14 protein-coding genes are annotated in these 15,252 nt (G+C 65.5%); 9 read left to right on the plus strand and 5 right to left on the minus strand.

Annotation, left to right across the window (positions count from 1 at the left end):
* Positions 1-124: 124 nt before the first annotated feature.
* The 4 genes from C507_RS0101585 to C507_RS20040 all read left to right on the plus strand — a co-directional run bounded on the left by C507_RS0101585 (position 125) and on the right by C507_RS20040 (position 3,828).
* Positions 125-1,525 carry a cytochrome ubiquinol oxidase subunit I gene (locus C507_RS0101585; RefSeq protein ID WP_018697896.1) on the plus strand — a complete coding sequence of 467 codons (1,401 nt, stop codon included), beginning with the start codon at positions 125-127 and terminating at the stop codon, positions 1,523-1,525.
* 6 nt (positions 1,526-1,531) lie between these two features.
* Positions 1,532-2,536 (plus strand): cytochrome d ubiquinol oxidase subunit II, encoded by a 1,005-nt coding sequence (cydB, locus tag C507_RS0101590; protein WP_018697897.1) that lies wholly within the window; start codon positions 1,532-1,534, stop codon positions 2,534-2,536.
* A gap of 137 nt (positions 2,537-2,673) precedes the next feature.
* Positions 2,674-3,522 carry a S49 family peptidase gene (locus C507_RS0101595; RefSeq protein ID WP_018697898.1) on the plus strand — a complete coding sequence of 283 codons (849 nt, stop codon included), beginning with the start codon at positions 2,674-2,676 and terminating at the stop codon, positions 3,520-3,522.
* A gap of 117 nt (positions 3,523-3,639) precedes the next feature.
* Positions 3,640-3,828, plus strand: coding sequence for a hypothetical protein (locus tag C507_RS20040; RefSeq protein WP_018697899.1), 189 nt, complete (start codon positions 3,640-3,642; stop codon positions 3,826-3,828).
* A gap of 102 nt (positions 3,829-3,930) precedes the next feature.
* Here the strand turns inward: C507_RS20040 and C507_RS0101605 are convergent, their stop codons facing one another.
* Positions 3,931-4,347 carry a hypothetical protein gene (locus C507_RS0101605; RefSeq protein ID WP_156829119.1) on the minus strand — a complete coding sequence of 139 codons (417 nt, stop codon included), beginning with the start codon at positions 4,345-4,347 and terminating at the stop codon, positions 3,931-3,933.
* 475 nt (positions 4,348-4,822) lie between these two features.
* Between C507_RS0101605 and C507_RS0101610 the strand changes: the two genes are divergently transcribed.
* Positions 4,823-5,767, plus strand: coding sequence for a glycine--tRNA ligase subunit alpha (locus C507_RS0101610; RefSeq protein ID WP_018697901.1), 945 nt, complete (start codon positions 4,823-4,825; stop codon positions 5,765-5,767).
* 231 nt (positions 5,768-5,998) lie between these two features.
* Here C507_RS0101610 and C507_RS0101615 read toward each other — a convergent pair whose 3' ends face one another.
* On the minus strand, positions 5,999-6,988 hold the full coding sequence (locus tag C507_RS0101615) for an OmpA family protein (protein ID WP_018697902.1): 990 nt from the start codon (positions 6,986-6,988) through the stop codon (positions 5,999-6,001).
* A 218-nt stretch (positions 6,989-7,206) separates the two neighbouring features.
* Between C507_RS0101615 and glyS the strand changes: the two genes are divergently transcribed.
* The 3 genes from glyS to C507_RS0101630 all read left to right on the plus strand — a co-directional run bounded on the left by glyS (position 7,207) and on the right by C507_RS0101630 (position 11,348).
* Positions 7,207-9,579 (plus strand): glycine--tRNA ligase subunit beta, encoded by a 2,373-nt coding sequence (glyS, locus tag C507_RS0101620; protein ID WP_018697903.1) that lies wholly within the window; start codon positions 7,207-7,209, stop codon positions 9,577-9,579.
* 172 nt (positions 9,580-9,751) lie between these two features.
* Positions 9,752-10,162 carry a VOC family protein gene (locus C507_RS0101625; RefSeq protein ID WP_018697904.1) on the plus strand — a complete coding sequence of 137 codons (411 nt, stop codon included), beginning with the start codon at positions 9,752-9,754 and terminating at the stop codon, positions 10,160-10,162.
* Between the two features lie 172 nt (positions 10,163-10,334).
* On the plus strand, positions 10,335-11,348 hold the full coding sequence (locus C507_RS0101630; RefSeq protein WP_018697905.1) for a methyltransferase: 1,014 nt from the start codon (positions 10,335-10,337) through the stop codon (positions 11,346-11,348).
* Between the two features lie 97 nt (positions 11,349-11,445).
* Here C507_RS0101630 and C507_RS0101635 read toward each other — a convergent pair whose 3' ends face one another.
* Together C507_RS0101635 and purB are read right to left on the minus strand one after the other, a co-directional pair.
* A complete protein-coding gene (locus tag C507_RS0101635) occupies positions 11,446-11,997 on the minus strand; it encodes an RBBP9/YdeN family alpha/beta hydrolase (RefSeq protein ID WP_018697906.1) in 552 nt (183 codons plus the stop codon).
* A complete protein-coding gene (purB, locus tag C507_RS0101640; RefSeq protein WP_018697907.1) occupies positions 11,994-13,313 on the minus strand; it encodes an adenylosuccinate lyase in 1,320 nt (439 codons plus the stop codon). Before purB ends, C507_RS0101635 begins: the two co-directional genes overlap by 4 nt.
* Positions 13,314-13,500: 187 nt before the next feature.
* On the opposite strand from purB, the gene C507_RS0101645 reads away from it, so the two are divergent.
* Positions 13,501-14,751: an NAD(P)/FAD-dependent oxidoreductase gene (locus C507_RS0101645; RefSeq protein WP_018697908.1), complete on the plus strand. Its 1,251-nt coding sequence runs from the start codon at positions 13,501-13,503 to the stop codon at positions 14,749-14,751.
* A 6-nt stretch (positions 14,752-14,757) separates the two neighbouring features.
* Here the strand turns inward: C507_RS0101645 and C507_RS0101650 are convergent, their stop codons facing one another.
* Positions 14,758-15,246, minus strand: a complete 489-nt coding sequence (locus C507_RS0101650; protein ID WP_018697909.1) for an Lrp/AsnC family transcriptional regulator — start codon at positions 15,244-15,246, stop codon at positions 14,758-14,760.
* Between the last annotated feature and the right edge of the window lie 6 nt (positions 15,247-15,252).

Raw genomic sequence — 15,252 nt, forward strand, 5'->3', positions numbered from 1 at the left:
TCGCTGCGGCGCACAGGCGGCACTAGTACCAATCTTGTCGTCCGGCGGTCTGCCAGAGACAGGATACGACGACCGGGTTCGCCAAGGGGGCTGCCGTCAGGTCGGTGATTGAGGAGGCGTGACGATGGACATTGATCCCCTTATCTTTTCGAGAATCCAGTTCGCCTTCACCATCTCCTTCCACGTCATCTTCCCCTCCTTCACGATCGGCCTTGCCGCCTGGATCGCGACGCTGGAAGGCATGTGGCTATTCTCCAAGAACGAGCGCTACCACACGTTGGCGCGCTTCTGGACGAAGATCTTCGCCGTGTCCTTCGGCATGGGCGTCGTCTCCGGCATCGTGATGAGCTACCAGTTCGGCACCAACTGGGCCGAATATTCGCGCATCGTCGGCAATGTCGTCGCCCCGCTGATCGGCTATGAGGTCCTGACCGCCTTCTTCCTCGAGGCAACGTTCCTCGGCATCATGCTGTTCGGCTGGAACCGGGTTCCGCCGTGGCTGCACTTTACCGCCTCCGTGCTCGTGGCCCTCGGCACGGCGATGTCGGCCTTCTGGATTCTGTCCGCGAATTCGTGGATGCAGTATCCGGCCGGCCACGCCATGCAGGGCGACATCGCGGTTCCGGCGGACTGGCTGCAGGTCATCTTTTCGCCGACCTTCCCGACGCGCTTCCTGCACATGTTGTTCGCCGCCTACATCACCACCGCCTTCGTGGTGTTTGCCATGGGTGCGCGCTACTGGCTGCAGGGCCGCTTCATCGAGCACGCCGAGACCATGCTGAAGATGGCACTCGGCCTCCTCATCGTTCTCGTGCCGCTCCAGCTTCTCGTGGGTGACCGGGCCGGCACCACCGTCGCGGAGTATCAGCCGACGAAGCTCGCCGCGATCGAGGCGCACTGGGACGGCAACGAGTCGCCCGTGTCCTTCGTCCTGTTTGCCTGGCCCAACGAGGAGCAGGAGCGGAACGACTACGCCATCACCATCCCGCACGTCGCGAGCCTGCTGATCACTCACACCTGGGACGGCAAGTTCCCCGGCCTGACCGACGTACCGCGCGAGGACCGTCCGCCCGTCTGGCCGGTGTTCTTCTCCTTCCGCATCATGGTGGGCCTCGGTCTGGTCATGCTCGCGACCGTCGTCGTGGGCGGGGTGCTCTGGTACCGGGACCGGCTGTTCTCCACCGGCCTCTATCTGAGAACGGTTTCGCTGATGTGGCCCATCGGCTTCATTACAGTGCTGTGCGGCTGGTTCACTACGGAAATCGGCCGTCAGCCCTGGATAGCGACCGGCATTCTAAGAACGGAGGATGCCGTCTCGCCCATTTCGGGCGGCGCGGTGATTGTGTCGCTGGCCCTGTTCGTCCTCGTCTACGCCACGGTGTTCTCGGCCGGCATCTACTACATCAACCGGCTCCTCAAGCGCGGCCCCGAACCAACCGGGTCGGGCGGCGAGGGCACATCCAGCAGACGTCCGATGTCCTTCGCCAAGGACGCCGGCCGTGAAGCCATCCAGGCAGGGGAGTAAGTCGATATGGAAACCTATCTTCCCGTCATCTGGGGTGGCCTCATCGCCGCGGCGATCACCCTCTACGTCATCCTCGACGGCTTCGACCTTGGCATCGGCATCCTGTTTCCGTTCGGCCGCAGCGAGGCCGAACGCGACCACATGATGAACTCGGTGGCTCCCTTCTGGGATGGCAACGAGACCTGGCTGATCCTCGGCGGCGGCGGGCTCTGGGTGGCGTTCCCCTCGGCCTTCTCCGTCATCATGCCGGCCATGTACATTCCGGTGATCCTGATGCTCCTTGCCCTGGTGTTCCGGGGCGTGGCGTTCGAATTCCGGTTCGTCTCCAAGCCGCATCACAAGATGTGGGACATCGCTTTTTCGGCCGGGTCAATCGTGGCGGCCTTCTGTCAGGGGCTGGTGCTCGGCGGCGTGTTGGACGGCATCGCCGTGACCGACGGCCAGTTCTCCGGTGGACCGTTCGACTTCCTGTCGCCGTTCGCCATTGCCTGCGGGCTTGGGCTGATCTGCGGCTACGCGCTTCTCGGTTCGACGTGGCTGATGATGCGGGTCGACGGCACGGCCGGCGTCAAGGCGCGGGGCTGGGCATTCACCGCGCTGGTGCTGATGCTGATCTTCATCGTCGTGGTGTCGATCTGGACGCCGCTCTTCGACCAGCACATCGCCGAGCGCTGGTTCTCCCGGCCGAACATCTACGTTCTCTGGCTGGTTCCGCTGGCGACGGCCGCACTCGCCCTCGTGGCCATGCGCGGTATCGATGCCCACAAGGGCTTCCAGGCGTTCGCGGCCTCCGTCGGCCTCTATCTGCTCTGCTTCCTGGGGCTCGGCATCTCCACCTTCCCCTATCTCATCCCGCCCACTCTGACGGTCTGGGATACGGCGGCGGTGCCGGCGAGCCAGCTGTTCACGCTGTTCGGCATCCTCGTGATGCTGCCGATCATCCTGATGTACACCGCCTTCGTCTACTGGACGTTCCGCGGCAAGCTGGCGGAAGGCGAGGGCTACCACTAGCGCCGCAGCCTGCCTCTGCCGACAACGGCCTCCCTTGGAGGTTTGGAGAGCGCGCGTTGTGCCGATGCGCGCTCTTCCCATATCTGGACGATCGCCTGCCGTCGCCGCTCAATCTCCGCACATGAAAGGACACAGCCGTGATCGACAGTCTCCGTTCGCTCCTGCCGGCCCGCTGGAAGAAGTCGAAGCCTGTGATTCCGGTCGTTCGGGTCTCCGGTGCCATCGGCATGGCCACGCCGCTGCGGCCGGGCGTGACCATCGGCACCATGGCGCCGGTCCTGGAGAAGGCGTTCTCGGTCAAGAAGGCTCCGGCCGTTGCCATCGTGATCAACTCGCCGGGCGGTTCTCCCGTGCAGTCGCACCTGATCTACAAGCGCATCCGGGCCCTTTCTGAAGAAAAGCAGAAGCCGGTCCTGATTTTTGTCGAAGATGTCTGTGCGTCAGGCGGCTATATGATCGCCGTCGCCGGCGACGAGATCCATGTCGACGAACATTCGATCGTCGGCTCCATCGGCGTCGTTTCCCAGGGGTTCGGCTTTGTCGGCCTGATCGACAAGCTCGGAATCGATCGCCGCGTCTATACGTCGGGCGACCGCAAGGCGATCCTGGATCCGTTTCGTCCCGAACGGCAGGAGGACGTGGATCATCTGTTGCATCTCCAGGAGGAGGTGCACGCAGAGTTCCGGGATCTGGTCAAGGGCCGACGCGGGGATCTCCTGACCGATGCGGAAGACCTCTTCTCCGGTCTCTTCTGGACAGGCCGAACCGCCGTGGGCCTCGGCCTTGCCGACCAGATCGGCGACGTGCGGTCCGTCCTGAAGGCGCGGTATGGCGCGGACACGATCCTCAAGGTTATCTCCGCACCCCGCGCCATGCCGTTCCGGCGGCCCCCTGCTGGCGTCGGTCTGCCGGACTTTCGGAGCATGCCGGAAGAGGCGCTGTCGGCGCTGGAGGAGCGTTCGCTCTGGAGCCGCTACGGCCTTTAAACGGCTGTGCGAGGTCGGGCGCAGCGGCGGCCTCTTCCATCGGCCGGCCGCAATCCCTAGATCCATTGTGCCTCGATGGGCCGTTCACCGGTCCTGGGTGCGCGAAGGGAGTGTTTCATGCCTCAGCTCGTTTTTCTTGCGGTCGCGGCCGGCGCGGCGTGGCTCGGCTCCCGCTGGGTCAAGCGCGAACTGAACCGCGTCGGCGATCGCATGCGCCATCCGAGCGCTGCGCGGTCCCATGACCAGGGCGCCCGGCTGGCCCGGGACCCGGCAACCGGTGTCTACCGGCCAGAAAAGGTCCGCTGAGGCGCCCGCGCTGAAACGCTGTGGACCGAGACGGAGTGCAGTCCGCATTCTCCGCCTCGGCCCTTGTCGATCCGTTCTTTTCGGCCGCGATTCACCCATCGATCAGCGATAGGGGCGAATGACCTCGCCGCAGTCGCGGTAGACCACCATGCGTCCATCCGGAAGCAGATCCTGGCGCAGGTAGCAGCTCTCGTTCGCCCGGTAGGCCCGCATCGTCCGAGGCCGCGGATTGTTGGTGCCGGGATAGCGCGGCAGGGCGGCTGGCGCCGCGGCACCACCGCCATGCCCGCCGCCGGATTTCAGGACGCCATCCTCAATGTAGGCGTTCGGGTCAGCGCAGCCGGTGCAGACGATGACCCGTTCCGAGCCGCCGCGATCGCCTCCGGCGGAGTGACCGCCCCCTCCGCCGCGACCGCCGTTGCCGTTGGACTGGGCCATCGCCGTGGCGGCGGTTGCCATCACGACGATTGAGATGACGAGGGCGGATGTCGCCACTGAAGTAAGTCTGGTCGTGGACATGTCGAACCTCCATTCAAGCCTGCTGGTGAGGCACGCCCGCCAGGCCCGCTAATGCGGGAACGGGCGCGATCGAAGGCACGGCGTGGGGCTCCTGGGAGGCTGAGAGACGGCTTGCGGAGAGTGCGGCCCTGCGGCCCTTTCCCAGCGCTCCGAGGATCGGAAGGCTGATGGCTGTGAGTGCTCCGTGCGACGTCATGGTGTTCTCCCTTGCCCGATCGCGATGCCAAGCGACAGGAGGAGAATTCGGTACTTCCAGGCGGGACAACAGGGGCAGAGCAGGGAACAAGCGCTGGACTGTGATGGCCGGCACGCCGGAACGCTTCGAAGGTGACGCGGGTCACGCGCTTGACCGGGCGCGGGGGCGTGCATAGCGTGCCGCCGACATTCCCCGGACGTGGCCGTTCTCGCCATATCGTCCGAATCCGATCGAGTCCCGCCTGCGCCCTGCGGCGCTGCCAACCGCCCGAAGCCATCGATGACCGAGACCGACCCGCTTTCCCCGAAGACCTCGTTCCAGGGGCTGATCCTGACGCTGCAGCGCTTCTGGGCAGCTCAGGGCTGCGTTGTTCTGCAGCCCTATGACATGGAGGTGGGAGCGGGCACCTTTCATCCGGCAACGACGCTGCGGGCGCTTGGGCCCCGGACGTGGAACGCCGCCTACGTCCAGCCCTCACGGCGACCGACTGACGGACGCTACGGCGAGAACCCGAACCGTCTGCAGCATTACTACCAGTTTCAGGTGATCCTGAAGCCGAGCCCGCCGAACCTGCAGCAGCTCTACCTGCAGAGCCTGGAGGCGATCGGCATCGACATGGGCGTCCATGACGTCCGATTTGTCGAGGACGACTGGGAAAGCCCGACGCTGGGCGCCTGGGGACTTGGCTGGGAGTGCTGGTGCGACGGCATGGAAGTGTCGCAGTTCACCTATTTCCAGCAGGTGGCCGGCTTCGAGTGTTCACCGGTGGCGGGAGAGCTTACCTACGGGCTGGAGCGCCTGGCCATGTACGTGCAGGGGGTCGACAACGTCTACAACTTGAACTTCAACGGCCGAGAGGGCGCCGAGCGCGTCAACTACGGCGACGTCTTCCTGCAGGCCGAACAGGAATATTCCCGGCATAATTTCGAATACGCCGATACCGAGATTCTCCTGCGCCATTTCCGCGACGCTGAGAAGGAATGCCAGGCGCTGGTCGATGCCGGCTGGACGGGCGAGGGCCAGAACCGTCGCCACCTGATGGCGCAACCCGCCTACGACCAGTGCATCAAGGCGAGCCACATCTTCAACCTGCTCGATGCGCGCGGCGTCATCTCTGTGACGGAACGCCAGAGCTACATCCTGCGGGTCCGCACCTTGGCGCGCGCCTGCGGCGAAGCCTGGCTGGCGACTCACGCCGGTGGCGCCGAGCCGGTGGCGGCCTAATCCTTTACCGCTCACGCCGAGCTCGCTTCGCTCACCGGCTCCGCGGGGGCGGCCTCCGGCCGTCGCGCGGTCGCGCTCTGTTGGAGTAGTCCGGATGGGCCGAATTTGATGGTGAGAGCCCGCACCATCCTCCGCTCATCCCTGCGCACGCGGGGATCCAGGGCCGCAGGTGACGGACTCGGAGTTCCGTCGCCCTGGACCCCGGCTCGCGCCGCGATGAACGGCCCACCCTCACTCCTTCGCCACGATCTCGACGATCTCCACCCGGCGGTTCTTCGATCGTCCGTCCTCCGTGCGGTTGGTGGCAACCGGCGCCATCATTCCGGCTCCCGCCGCCGTCATCCGCCTGGCGTCGATGCCGTAGCCGGAAGCCAGCCGAGTGGTAACGGCCTGGGCGCGGGCCTGGGAGAGGGTGAGGTTGTAGTCCATGCCGCCTTTGCCGTCGGTGTGGCCCACGACGAGAATCCTCATCTCTGGATTGTCGCGCAAAAGCGTGGCGAGCTCCTCCACCTGAGGCTGGGATTCCGGCTTCAGGTCCGCCTCGTCGAAGTCGAAATGGAAGCCGTAGACGGCGATCTTGCCCTCGCTGGCAAAGGCCTTCTCCATGTCGCCCGCCTCCACGAGCGTGATCTTGTCGGTTTCCATCGCCTCGCCCTCGACGATGGTGGCCGCGATTTGTGGCTCGCGCTCCAGATTGCCACCGGTCTCCACAGCGAGCAGCGCGACGCTGTCTTGCTGCCCGTCTTTGGATCGCTCCGCCAGCATGTAGATCGAGGTGTTCCAGTTGGTCGTCAGGCCCAGCTTGCCGCGGCCCGCGTCCCATATCTCGGACAGGCTCACATCAGCACATTCCGTCTGACGGCAGAAGTAGTTGATCTCGAAACCCTTTTCCTCGAGTGCCTTCTGGTAGTTGCGCATCACCTCGAGCGGCGAGCGGCCGGGCGGACCCTCGTAGCGGATGCTGGTAACGCGACCGGCGCGGTCGATCTGCCAGGAGCCCGGATCCTTGAGATTTTCCCTGGTGATCTTGGCAGCTGGCAGGCTGACCTCGTCGTAGGCGGACTGGAAATACTGGGTGATCTCGGCGCCCTCGTAGCGGCCCAGCAGCGGGTGATCGCTGGACCCTTCGACATCGGCAGCACGTGCCGAAGGCGCCGCGGCAGCAAGGATCGCTGCTACGGCAAGGGCCGTCGCGGCGGATGTCCGGAAACCGGTCGTCATTGTGGTCTCTCCCTCTGGTGCAGGATCCCCCAGACCCCGGGCCAGCCTGTGCAGCCAGCGTAGGCTCGCAAAGACGGCAACGGCGTGAAGCGAAAGCGACGCTGAGATGATCCGCCGCCTCTGGTCTCGCGCGCCAACTCAGTTTATGTCCGCAGCCACGGTCCGGCAGTGTCGCCGGTCACATCTTTTCGCCTCCCAGCCCGAGCGCCCACGTCCCCATGCCCGAACTCCTGCTTGAACTCTTCTCCGAGGAAATTCCCGCGCGCATGCAGCGCCGGGCGGCCGATGACCTGAAGTCGCTGGTGACCAACGGTCTCGTTGAGGCGGGCCTCGTCTACGAGGGCGCTATGGCAACGGCGACGCCACGCAGGCTCTGTCTGCATGTGATGGGCGTGCCAGGCCGGTCGCCGGAGAAGACCGAAGCGCGCAAGGGTCCGCGCGTCGGCGCCCCGGAGAAGGCGTTGGAAGGCTTCCTGCGCTCCGCCGGACTTGCCTCCGTCGACGAGGCCGAGATCGTCTCCGACCCGAAGAAGGGCGACTTCTACCAGGCCACCATCGTGACCCCGGGCCGCGACGCCGCCGAGGTCCTTGCCGAGCTTCTGCCGGAGGTGGTTCGCAAGTTTCCCTGGCCGAAGTCCATGCGCTGGGGCGCGGCCTCTGCGGAAGCTGGTGCGCTGCGCTGGGTGCGTCCGCTGCATTCCATCGTCTGCACCTTCGGGACGGAGACCGAGGACCCGGAAGTCGTGCGCTTCGAGGTAGGCGGAATCGCCTCCGGCGACGAAACGCGCGGCCATCGCTTCATGGCGCCGGACGCGTTCCGGGTGCGCCGGATGGACGACTACGTGGCGAAGCTGGAGAGCGCCAGGGTCGTGCTCGATCTCGACCGGCGCAAGCAGATGATCGTGCATGACGCGCGCGACCGGGCGCTGGCGCTCAACCTCGATCTCGTCGAGGACGAGGGGTTGCTGGAAGAGGTCGCCGGCCTGGTCGAATGGCCGGTGGTGCTTATCGGTCGCTTCGACGAGGCTTTCCTGGCGCTGCCTGACGAAGTGATCCGGCTTACCATCCGCGAAAACCAGAAGTGCTTCGTGCTGCGCGACCCGAAGACCGGCAGCCTCGCCAACGCCTTCGTGCTGACCTCGAACATCGAGGCGACCGACGGCGGTGCTGCCATCGTCGCCGGCAACGAGCGCGTCGTCCGCGCCCGCTTGTCGGATGCGGAATTCTTTTGGAAGACCGATCTCAACACGCCGCTCGCCGACCACGCGGAACGGCTTGAGGCCGTCACCTTCCACGAAAAGCTGGGATCGCAGGCGGAGCGTGTCGAGCGCGTCGCCGCACTCGCCAGGGCGCTTGCGCCGATGGTGGGCGCCGATCCGGCCGCGGCGGAAGAGGCCGCGCGACTTGCGAAGGCCGATCTCGTCACCGGCATGGTCGGGGAGTTTCCGGAGCTGCAGGGCTATGTGGGCCGCCGCTACGCGGAGGCTCAGGGCGTTGACCCCGCGATCGCCGCGGCCGTTGAGGACCACTACAAGCCCGCCGGCCCGTCGGACGGCGTACCCACCGAGCCTGTGTCCATCGCGGTTGCGCTCGCCGACAAGCTCGACCTGCTGGTCTCATTCTGGGCCATCGATGAGAAGCCGACCGGCTCCAAGGACCCGTTTGCGCTCCGCCGCGCGGCACTCGGCGTCATCCGGATCATTCTGGAGAACGGGTTGCGGCTGGAACTACGTTCAGTTTTCAGAAGCGGGCACGAGCGATTGGTTCGAAGTGACCGCAATGCACTGCGACTTCTGCACAGGAAGCCGGGTGTCGATGTATTTACTTACCTTGATTCGTGGTTCTCGCCGTTCTCGTGGTCCAGTACCAACGAGGATGGAGACACACATATTGATTTTGAAGTTTGGGAGATTCCCGAGGATGATGAAATTTTCTACTATCTTGGAGATGTAGATTCAGAATCAGTCACCGTTGGGTTTATGAAGTCGCATGGAAAGCAGATAAATTTCGAAAGAATAGCCTCAGAGAGTTACTCGTTAGGACGGCTGTCTAAACTCCCTCTGGATCTCCTTTCCTTCTTCATGGATCGCCTTAAGGTCCAGCTCCGCGATCAGGGGGCGCGCCACGATCTCGTGGACGCCGTTCTGGAGGGTAAGGAAGGTGCGTCCGATGATCTCCTGCTGATCACCCACCGTATCGACGCGCTGGGCGGCTTCCTGGCCACCGACGACGGTGCCAACCTGCTGGCCGGCTACAAGCGCGCAGCCAACATCCTGCGCGCCGAGGCGAAGAAGGACGGCCGCACGTTCGACGGCGAACCTGACGCCGGGCTCCTGAAGGAGCCGGAGGAGAAGGCACTGTTCGCCGCTATCGGCCCGGCTCGAGAAAAGGCGGCATCGGCCGTCGCCGCGGAGGACTTCGCCGGCGCGATGGAGGCGCTGGCCTCGTTGCGCGGGCCCGTCGACGCCTTCTTCGACAAGATCCTTGTCAACGCCGACGACCCGGCCCTGCGCGAAAACCGGCTGAAGCTTCTGAGCGCCATTCCGGCTGCAACCGCGGCCGTGGCCGATTTCTCCCGGATCTCCGGCTAGGACGAACCCGTTGGCGCCTTCTTTCGGATCCGCATGAGCGGGTAGTCGGGGAAGCCACCAGCATTTGATGTTCTACCAGTAAAACGCGGCCTCCCCGGCAAAGCGGTGGGCGGCTAGCCTTCTTGTTCGCGCGGCACACCGGAGGCCGCCAGAAACAAGATTGGATTCCGCCATGAAGCCGCGCCTGCGCCACTTCGCCATCGTCGTTCGCGATCTCGAAGCGATGACCGAGTTCTACAAGTCGAACTTCGAGCTCGAGTTCGCCGGCTCCGAGACCATTGGGACTGGCACGGCCAACTACCTGACCGACGGCGTGGTGAACCTGGCGCTGCTGCACTTTTCCGACAAGACCGGCGAGGAACTGGACCGAATGGCCGGTCTCAACCATTTCGGCATCCAGGTCGACGACGTCGCCGAGTACGAGGCACGCGTCGAGGCCTCTGGCGGCAAATTCTTCTTCGAACTCGCGGGCTCGAAGCAGGGCAATTCCGAGCGCAAGTACAAGGATCCGGAAGGCGTCGTGTTCGACATTTCAGCCCACGGCTGGGTCGGGACGGATGGGCGCGTCGAACCGGATGAGTAGGCCGTCTGGCGCATCGCTTACAGACCAGGGCTTCAAGAGGCCGGCGTAAATACCCGAATAGAATAGGGTATTCGGAAAAGGCGCGCGACTCTCTCTCGCCCCGGGGTGGCCGTGCGCGTGCCATTGCAGCTATGGTCCCGGCATCCGAAACAGCTTGCGAGATACCAGCCCCATGACCCTCCTGACCACGGCCGAGGAGATCTCCGACATCGCCTTCGGCTTCATGGGCTCGAAGGCCTTGTTCGCCGCGCTTCATTTCGGCGTGTTCACCCATCTCGCCGAGAGGCCGATGACGGCGGAGGAGCTTGGACAGGCCGCCGGCCTGCCGGCGGAGAGGGCACGGACGCTGCTGACGGCGGTCGCCTCCCTCGGCCTGGTGTCGGTCGAGGACGGCCGCTTCGCCAACGCGCCGGCGGCGGAGGCCTTCCTGGTGAAGGGCGCGAAGTACGATTTCGGCGACTACCTGCGTCTGCAGGTGGATCGGCAGATGTACGGACTGCTCGACCAGATCGAACCGGCGCTGGCCAATCGTCTGCCCGAGGATGCGACCGGCAGCTACGCCGAGTGGTTCTCCGATCCCGAGCAGGCCCGGATCTACTCGGAAAGCCAGCACGCTGGTTCGCTCGGTCCGGCGCGAGGCCTTGCCAAGAGCGTCGACCTGGCCGGCGCGAGGACGCTCCTCGACGTGGGGGGTGGCACCGGCGCCTACGCCATCACGCTCTGCAAGGCCAATCCGGACCTAGCCGCGACGGTGGTCGACTTCCCGAACGTCGCCGCGCTCGGCCGAGAGTATGTCGCCGAGGCGGGGCTCGCTGACCGGGTTTCCTATGTCGACGGCAACGCGCTGGAGACGGACTGGCCGGCCGGGCAGGACTCGGTCCTGATGTCCTACCTCTTCTCCGGCGTGCCGGGTGAAGAGCACGACCGCCTGGTGCGTCGCGCTTATGACACCCTGACGCCCGGCGGCCTGTATATGGTCCACGATTTCGTGGTGGACGCGGATCGGACCGGCCCCAAGCTCGCCGCTCTCTGGCAGCTCCAGCACACGGCCTTCACGCCGACGGCGCGCAGTCTCGACGAGGCAACGCTCGCCGACATGATGACCGGCGCGGGCTTCGAGGGTGTCGAGGTGCGGGAAATGATCCCCGGTCTGACCATGCTGGCTACGGGCCGCAAGCCGGGTTGAGGCGCCTGAAATCGGGGCATTTGGCCCCGATTTCTCTTTCCTTTCGGGCGCTTGTCTGCAGATTTTTACGTGCTGGCGCCTGCGCGATGCGCCGGCCTTAGCCGACGCGCTTCATCAGCATGGCGAAGCGGGTCAGGCCTTCCGGCCAAGGGCCGTGACCGCTTTCGTCGTTGATGTGGCCCGCTTCGCCCGCGTCGATCAGATGCGAGCCCCAGCTCGCCGCGAAGTCTTCCGCGCGCTCGTAGGAGCACCATGGGTCGGTGCGGCTCGCCACCATCAGCGACGGAAAGGGCAGGGGATCGCGCGGCAACGGCGCGAAGCCATGGACCTCGGCCGGCATGTCGTTGCGCTCCACGTCCGGGACGCCCACCAGGAACGCACCGGCCACGCCCGGCAACCCGGTTTCCGCCGCTGCCTGGACCGCCACGACCGTTCCCAGCGAATGGGCGATCAGTACGACCGGCCGCTTCGCTGCCTTCACGGCGGCTGCGAGGGAATCCGTCCATTCCTGCCTGTCAGGCGCGTCGTAGTCGGCGGGCACGATCCGCCGCGCCGACCTCAGCTTCTCCTCCCAGCGGGAATACCAGTGGTCGGGCGTGCCGCCGCCCAGACCCGGCAGGATCAGGAGCTCGGCGTCGGACGTTTTCATGCGGCGGCTCCATCGGCCCCGAACACGCGCTCGAAGATGGTGTCGACGTGGGCCATGTGGTGGTCGAGATCGAACAGGCTGTCGATGGTCTCCGGCGACAGCTTTTCCGCCACCTCCTTGTCAGCCTTCAGGAGCGCGCGGAAGTCGCCGCCCTCCTGCCAGACCGGCATGGCATTGCGCTGCACCAGCCGGTAGGCGCTCTCGCGCGACACGCCCGCCTGGGTCAGCGCGAGAAGCACGCGCTGCGAATGGACCAGTCCGCCCAAGAGATCGAGATTCTTCTGCATCCGCTCGGGATAGATCAGCAGCTTGTCGATCATGCCGGTCAGCCGGGCGAGGGCGAAGTCCAGCGTCACCGTCGCGTCCGGACCGATCATCCGTTCCACCGACGAGTGAGAAATGTCGCGCTCGTGCCAGAGCGCGACATTCTCCAGCGCCGGCAGGGCATAGGCGCGCACCATGCGGGCAAGCCCGGTCAGGTTCTCCGACAGAACCGGGTTGCGCTTGTGCGGCATCGCCGACGAGCCCTTCTGGCCCTCGGAGAAATATTCCTCCGCTTCCAGAACCTCGGTACGCTGCAGGTGGCGCACTTCCGTCGCCAGCCGCTCCACCGACGAGGCGATGACGGCGAGCGTGGTGAAATAGGCTGCGTGCCGGTCGCGCGGGATCACCTGGGTGGAGATCGGCTCCGCCTTCAGGCCGAGCTTCGCGGCGACATGCTCCTCTATCGCCGGAGCGATGTTGGCGAAGGTGCCGACGGCGCCGGAGATCGCGCAGGTGGCGACTTCCTCACGCGCCGTCACCAGCCGGGTGCGGCAGCGGTCGAACTCGGCATAGGCCTGGGCGAGCTTGAGGCCGAAGGTGGTCGGCTCGGCGTGGATGCCGTGGCTGCGGCCGATGGTCGGCGTGTACTTGTGCTCGAAGGCGCGGCGCTTGATGGCGGCGAGAAGCTGCTCGAGGTCCTCCAGCAGGATGTCGGCGGCACGCACCAGCTGCACGTTGAGGCAGGTGTCGAGCACGTCGGACGAGGTCATGCCCTGGTGGACGAAGCGCGCCTCGGGGCCAACGATTTCCGACAGGTGGGTCAGAAAGGCGATGACGTCGTGCTTCACCTCGCGCTCGATCTCGTCGATCCGGTCGACGTCGAACTCGGCGTTGCCGCCACGCTCCCAGACCGCCGCCACGGCCTCCTTCGGGATGACGCCGTGCTCCGCCAGGGCGTCCGCGGCGTGCGCTTCGATCTCGAACCAGATGCGGTATTTCGATTCCGGCGACCAGATCGCGGCCATGGCGGGGCGGGAATAGCGGGGGATCATCGTTTCGTCAGCTCCGAGGGGGAAGGAGGCTCGGCCATAGCAAAGCCGGCGCGTTGCGACAATCTCGGCGGGGCGGGGAGCAGATGCGCGGGACGCGCGCGGCTTGCGAGAAGGACGCGATTTGCGCACACTTTACAGGCCGTCCCCCGAGTTGCGACCCGCCCAGCCAGGATAACGAGGATAACCGATGACCGAGCGCGCCGATATCGCCGTTCTCGGTGCCGGTATCGTCGGGGTGTCGACGGCCCTGCATCTCTTGCAGCGCGGTCGCACTGTGCTCCTGATCGATCGGCGGGAGCCGGGCGAGGAGACGTCTTACGGCAATGCCGGCGTCGTGGCGCGCGACGCGCTGGTACCTGTGCTGTTTCCGCAAGGAGTTCAGGCGCTGTGGCCCTTCGCGCTGAACCGGACGGTTGCCGCCCACTATCACCTGCGCGACCTGTTAGGCTTCGCGCCCTGGCTCGCAGCGCTCAGGCGCAACTCCGCTCCGGCCGTTGTTGAGCGGTACGCGACCATCGCCGACCGCCTCGCCCGGGAGGTCGTCCGCGCGCACCATGCGTTGGCCGGTCCGGCCGGAGCCGAGCATCTCTTTCGCCAGACCGGGTGGCTGCGCATCTTTCGAACACCGGAGGGCTTCGCCGGGGCGGAAAAGCGGCTGCTGGCAAAGGCGCGTGCGGCCGGCGTCGCGTTCGAGGTGCTGGACACGGCCGCGACCCTTGCGATCGAGCCGCACCTTGAGCCCGCCTTTCACCGCGCCATCCTGTTTCCGGAAACGGAATCCGTTGCCAGCCCTGGCCGCGTCACCCAGGCCTATGCGGAGCACTTCATCGCCAACGGCGGCCGCTTCCTGAAACGGGAGATCGCCGAGATCCGTCCCCTTGCCAAAGGCTTCGAGATCGGAGTGGGCGGCGAAACGGTGCATGCTGATCAGGTGGTCGTCTGTCTCGGGATCTGGTCGAAGGCGGCCCTGAAACCGCTTGGCTACGACCTGCCATTGGCGCCCAAGCGCGGCTACCACCGTCACTACGCGCCGGCTGGCGAGGCATCACTTTCGCGGCCCGTCGTCGATATCGAGAATGGCTGTCTGGTCACGCCGATGCTGGACGGGATCCGACTGACCACGGGGGTCGAGTTCGCCCGCCACGACAGTCGGCCGACCCCGGTTCAGATCGCGCGGTCGGAGGCCGCCATGCGGGAGCTTTTTCCACTCGGCGCGCCGGTGGAGGCAACGCCGTGGATGGGCTCGCGGCCGTGCTTCCCGGATTCACTCGCCGCCATCGGTCCGGCGCCGAACCATCAGGGACTCTGGTTCAATTTCGGCCACGGCCACGAAGGCTTCTCGCAAGGGCCGGCGGCCGGTCACCTGCTGGCCGACCTCGTCACCTGGTCGCGCCCGCTGGTCGACCCGGAGCCCTATTCGCCGGCACGCTTTTCCTGATCAAAACTAGGTTTCCCGGATCGGCAACGCCGGTGTGTCCTTCACTGTAGCGATGACGATGCGCGACTGCACGTCCGACACCAGCTCATTGTTGAGAAGCTTGAGGCGCAGGAAGTCGTCATAGTCCTTGATGTCCTCGGCGACGATCTTCAGCAGATAGTCCACCGCGCCGGTGATGCGCTCGCACAGCACAACCTCCGGCCAGCGGTTCACCATCCGATCGAACTCTTCCATGTTGTCCCGGCTCGGGATCGACAGCTTGACGAACGAATAGGACGCGAACTGCAGGCCAACCGCCTCACGATCCACCAGTGCCGCGATCTGGCGCACGACACCGCCGTCCTTGAGCTTCTTGATGCGCCGCCAGCAGGGCGTCTGGCTCATGCCGGCCTGGCGCGCGATCTCTGCAATGGAAAGCGATGCATCGCGTTGCAGGATTCGCAGCACTCGAATGTCGGCGGGATCGAGATGCGTTGTTCCGGGTGAGGCTTTCATTTCGGA

Source organism: Amorphus coralli DSM 19760 (assembly GCF_000374525.1).
Taxonomy (GTDB): domain Bacteria; phylum Pseudomonadota; class Alphaproteobacteria; order Rhizobiales; family Amorphaceae; genus Amorphus; species Amorphus coralli.

Excerpts from the sequence above, each read along its gene's own strand:
- C507_RS0101605 (WP_156829119.1), bottom strand. The coding sequence starts at position 4,347 with ATGTCCACGACCAGACTTACTTCAGTGGCGACATCCGCCCTCGTCATC.
- C507_RS0101610 (WP_018697901.1), top strand. The coding sequence starts at position 4,823 with ATGACCGAGACCGACCCGCTTTCCCCGAAGACCTCGTTCCAGGGGCTG.
- C507_RS20040 (WP_018697899.1), top strand. The coding sequence starts at position 3,640 with ATGCCTCAGCTCGTTTTTCTTGCGGTCGCGGCCGGCGCGGCGTGGCTC.
- C507_RS0101615 (WP_018697902.1), bottom strand. The coding sequence starts at position 6,988 with ATGACGACCGGTTTCCGGACATCCGCCGCGACGGCCCTTGCCGTAGCA.
- cydB (WP_018697897.1), top strand. The coding sequence starts at position 1,532 with ATGGAAACCTATCTTCCCGTCATCTGGGGTGGCCTCATCGCCGCGGCG.
- glyS (WP_018697903.1), top strand. The coding sequence starts at position 7,207 with ATGCCCGAACTCCTGCTTGAACTCTTCTCCGAGGAAATTCCCGCGCGC.
- C507_RS0101645 (WP_018697908.1), top strand. The coding sequence starts at position 13,501 with ATGACCGAGCGCGCCGATATCGCCGTTCTCGGTGCCGGTATCGTCGGG.
- C507_RS0101585 (WP_018697896.1), top strand. The coding sequence starts at position 125 with ATGGACATTGATCCCCTTATCTTTTCGAGAATCCAGTTCGCCTTCACC.
- C507_RS0101635 (WP_018697906.1), bottom strand. The coding sequence starts at position 11,997 with ATGAAAACGTCCGACGCCGAGCTCCTGATCCTGCCGGGTCTGGGCGGC.
- C507_RS0101650 (WP_018697909.1), bottom strand. The coding sequence starts at position 15,246 with ATGAAAGCCTCACCCGGAACAACGCATCTCGATCCCGCCGACATTCGA.
- C507_RS0101625 (WP_018697904.1), top strand. The coding sequence starts at position 9,752 with ATGAAGCCGCGCCTGCGCCACTTCGCCATCGTCGTTCGCGATCTCGAA.
- purB (WP_018697907.1), bottom strand. The coding sequence starts at position 13,313 with ATGATCCCCCGCTATTCCCGCCCCGCCATGGCCGCGATCTGGTCGCCG.
- C507_RS0101630 (WP_018697905.1), top strand. The coding sequence starts at position 10,335 with ATGACCCTCCTGACCACGGCCGAGGAGATCTCCGACATCGCCTTCGGC.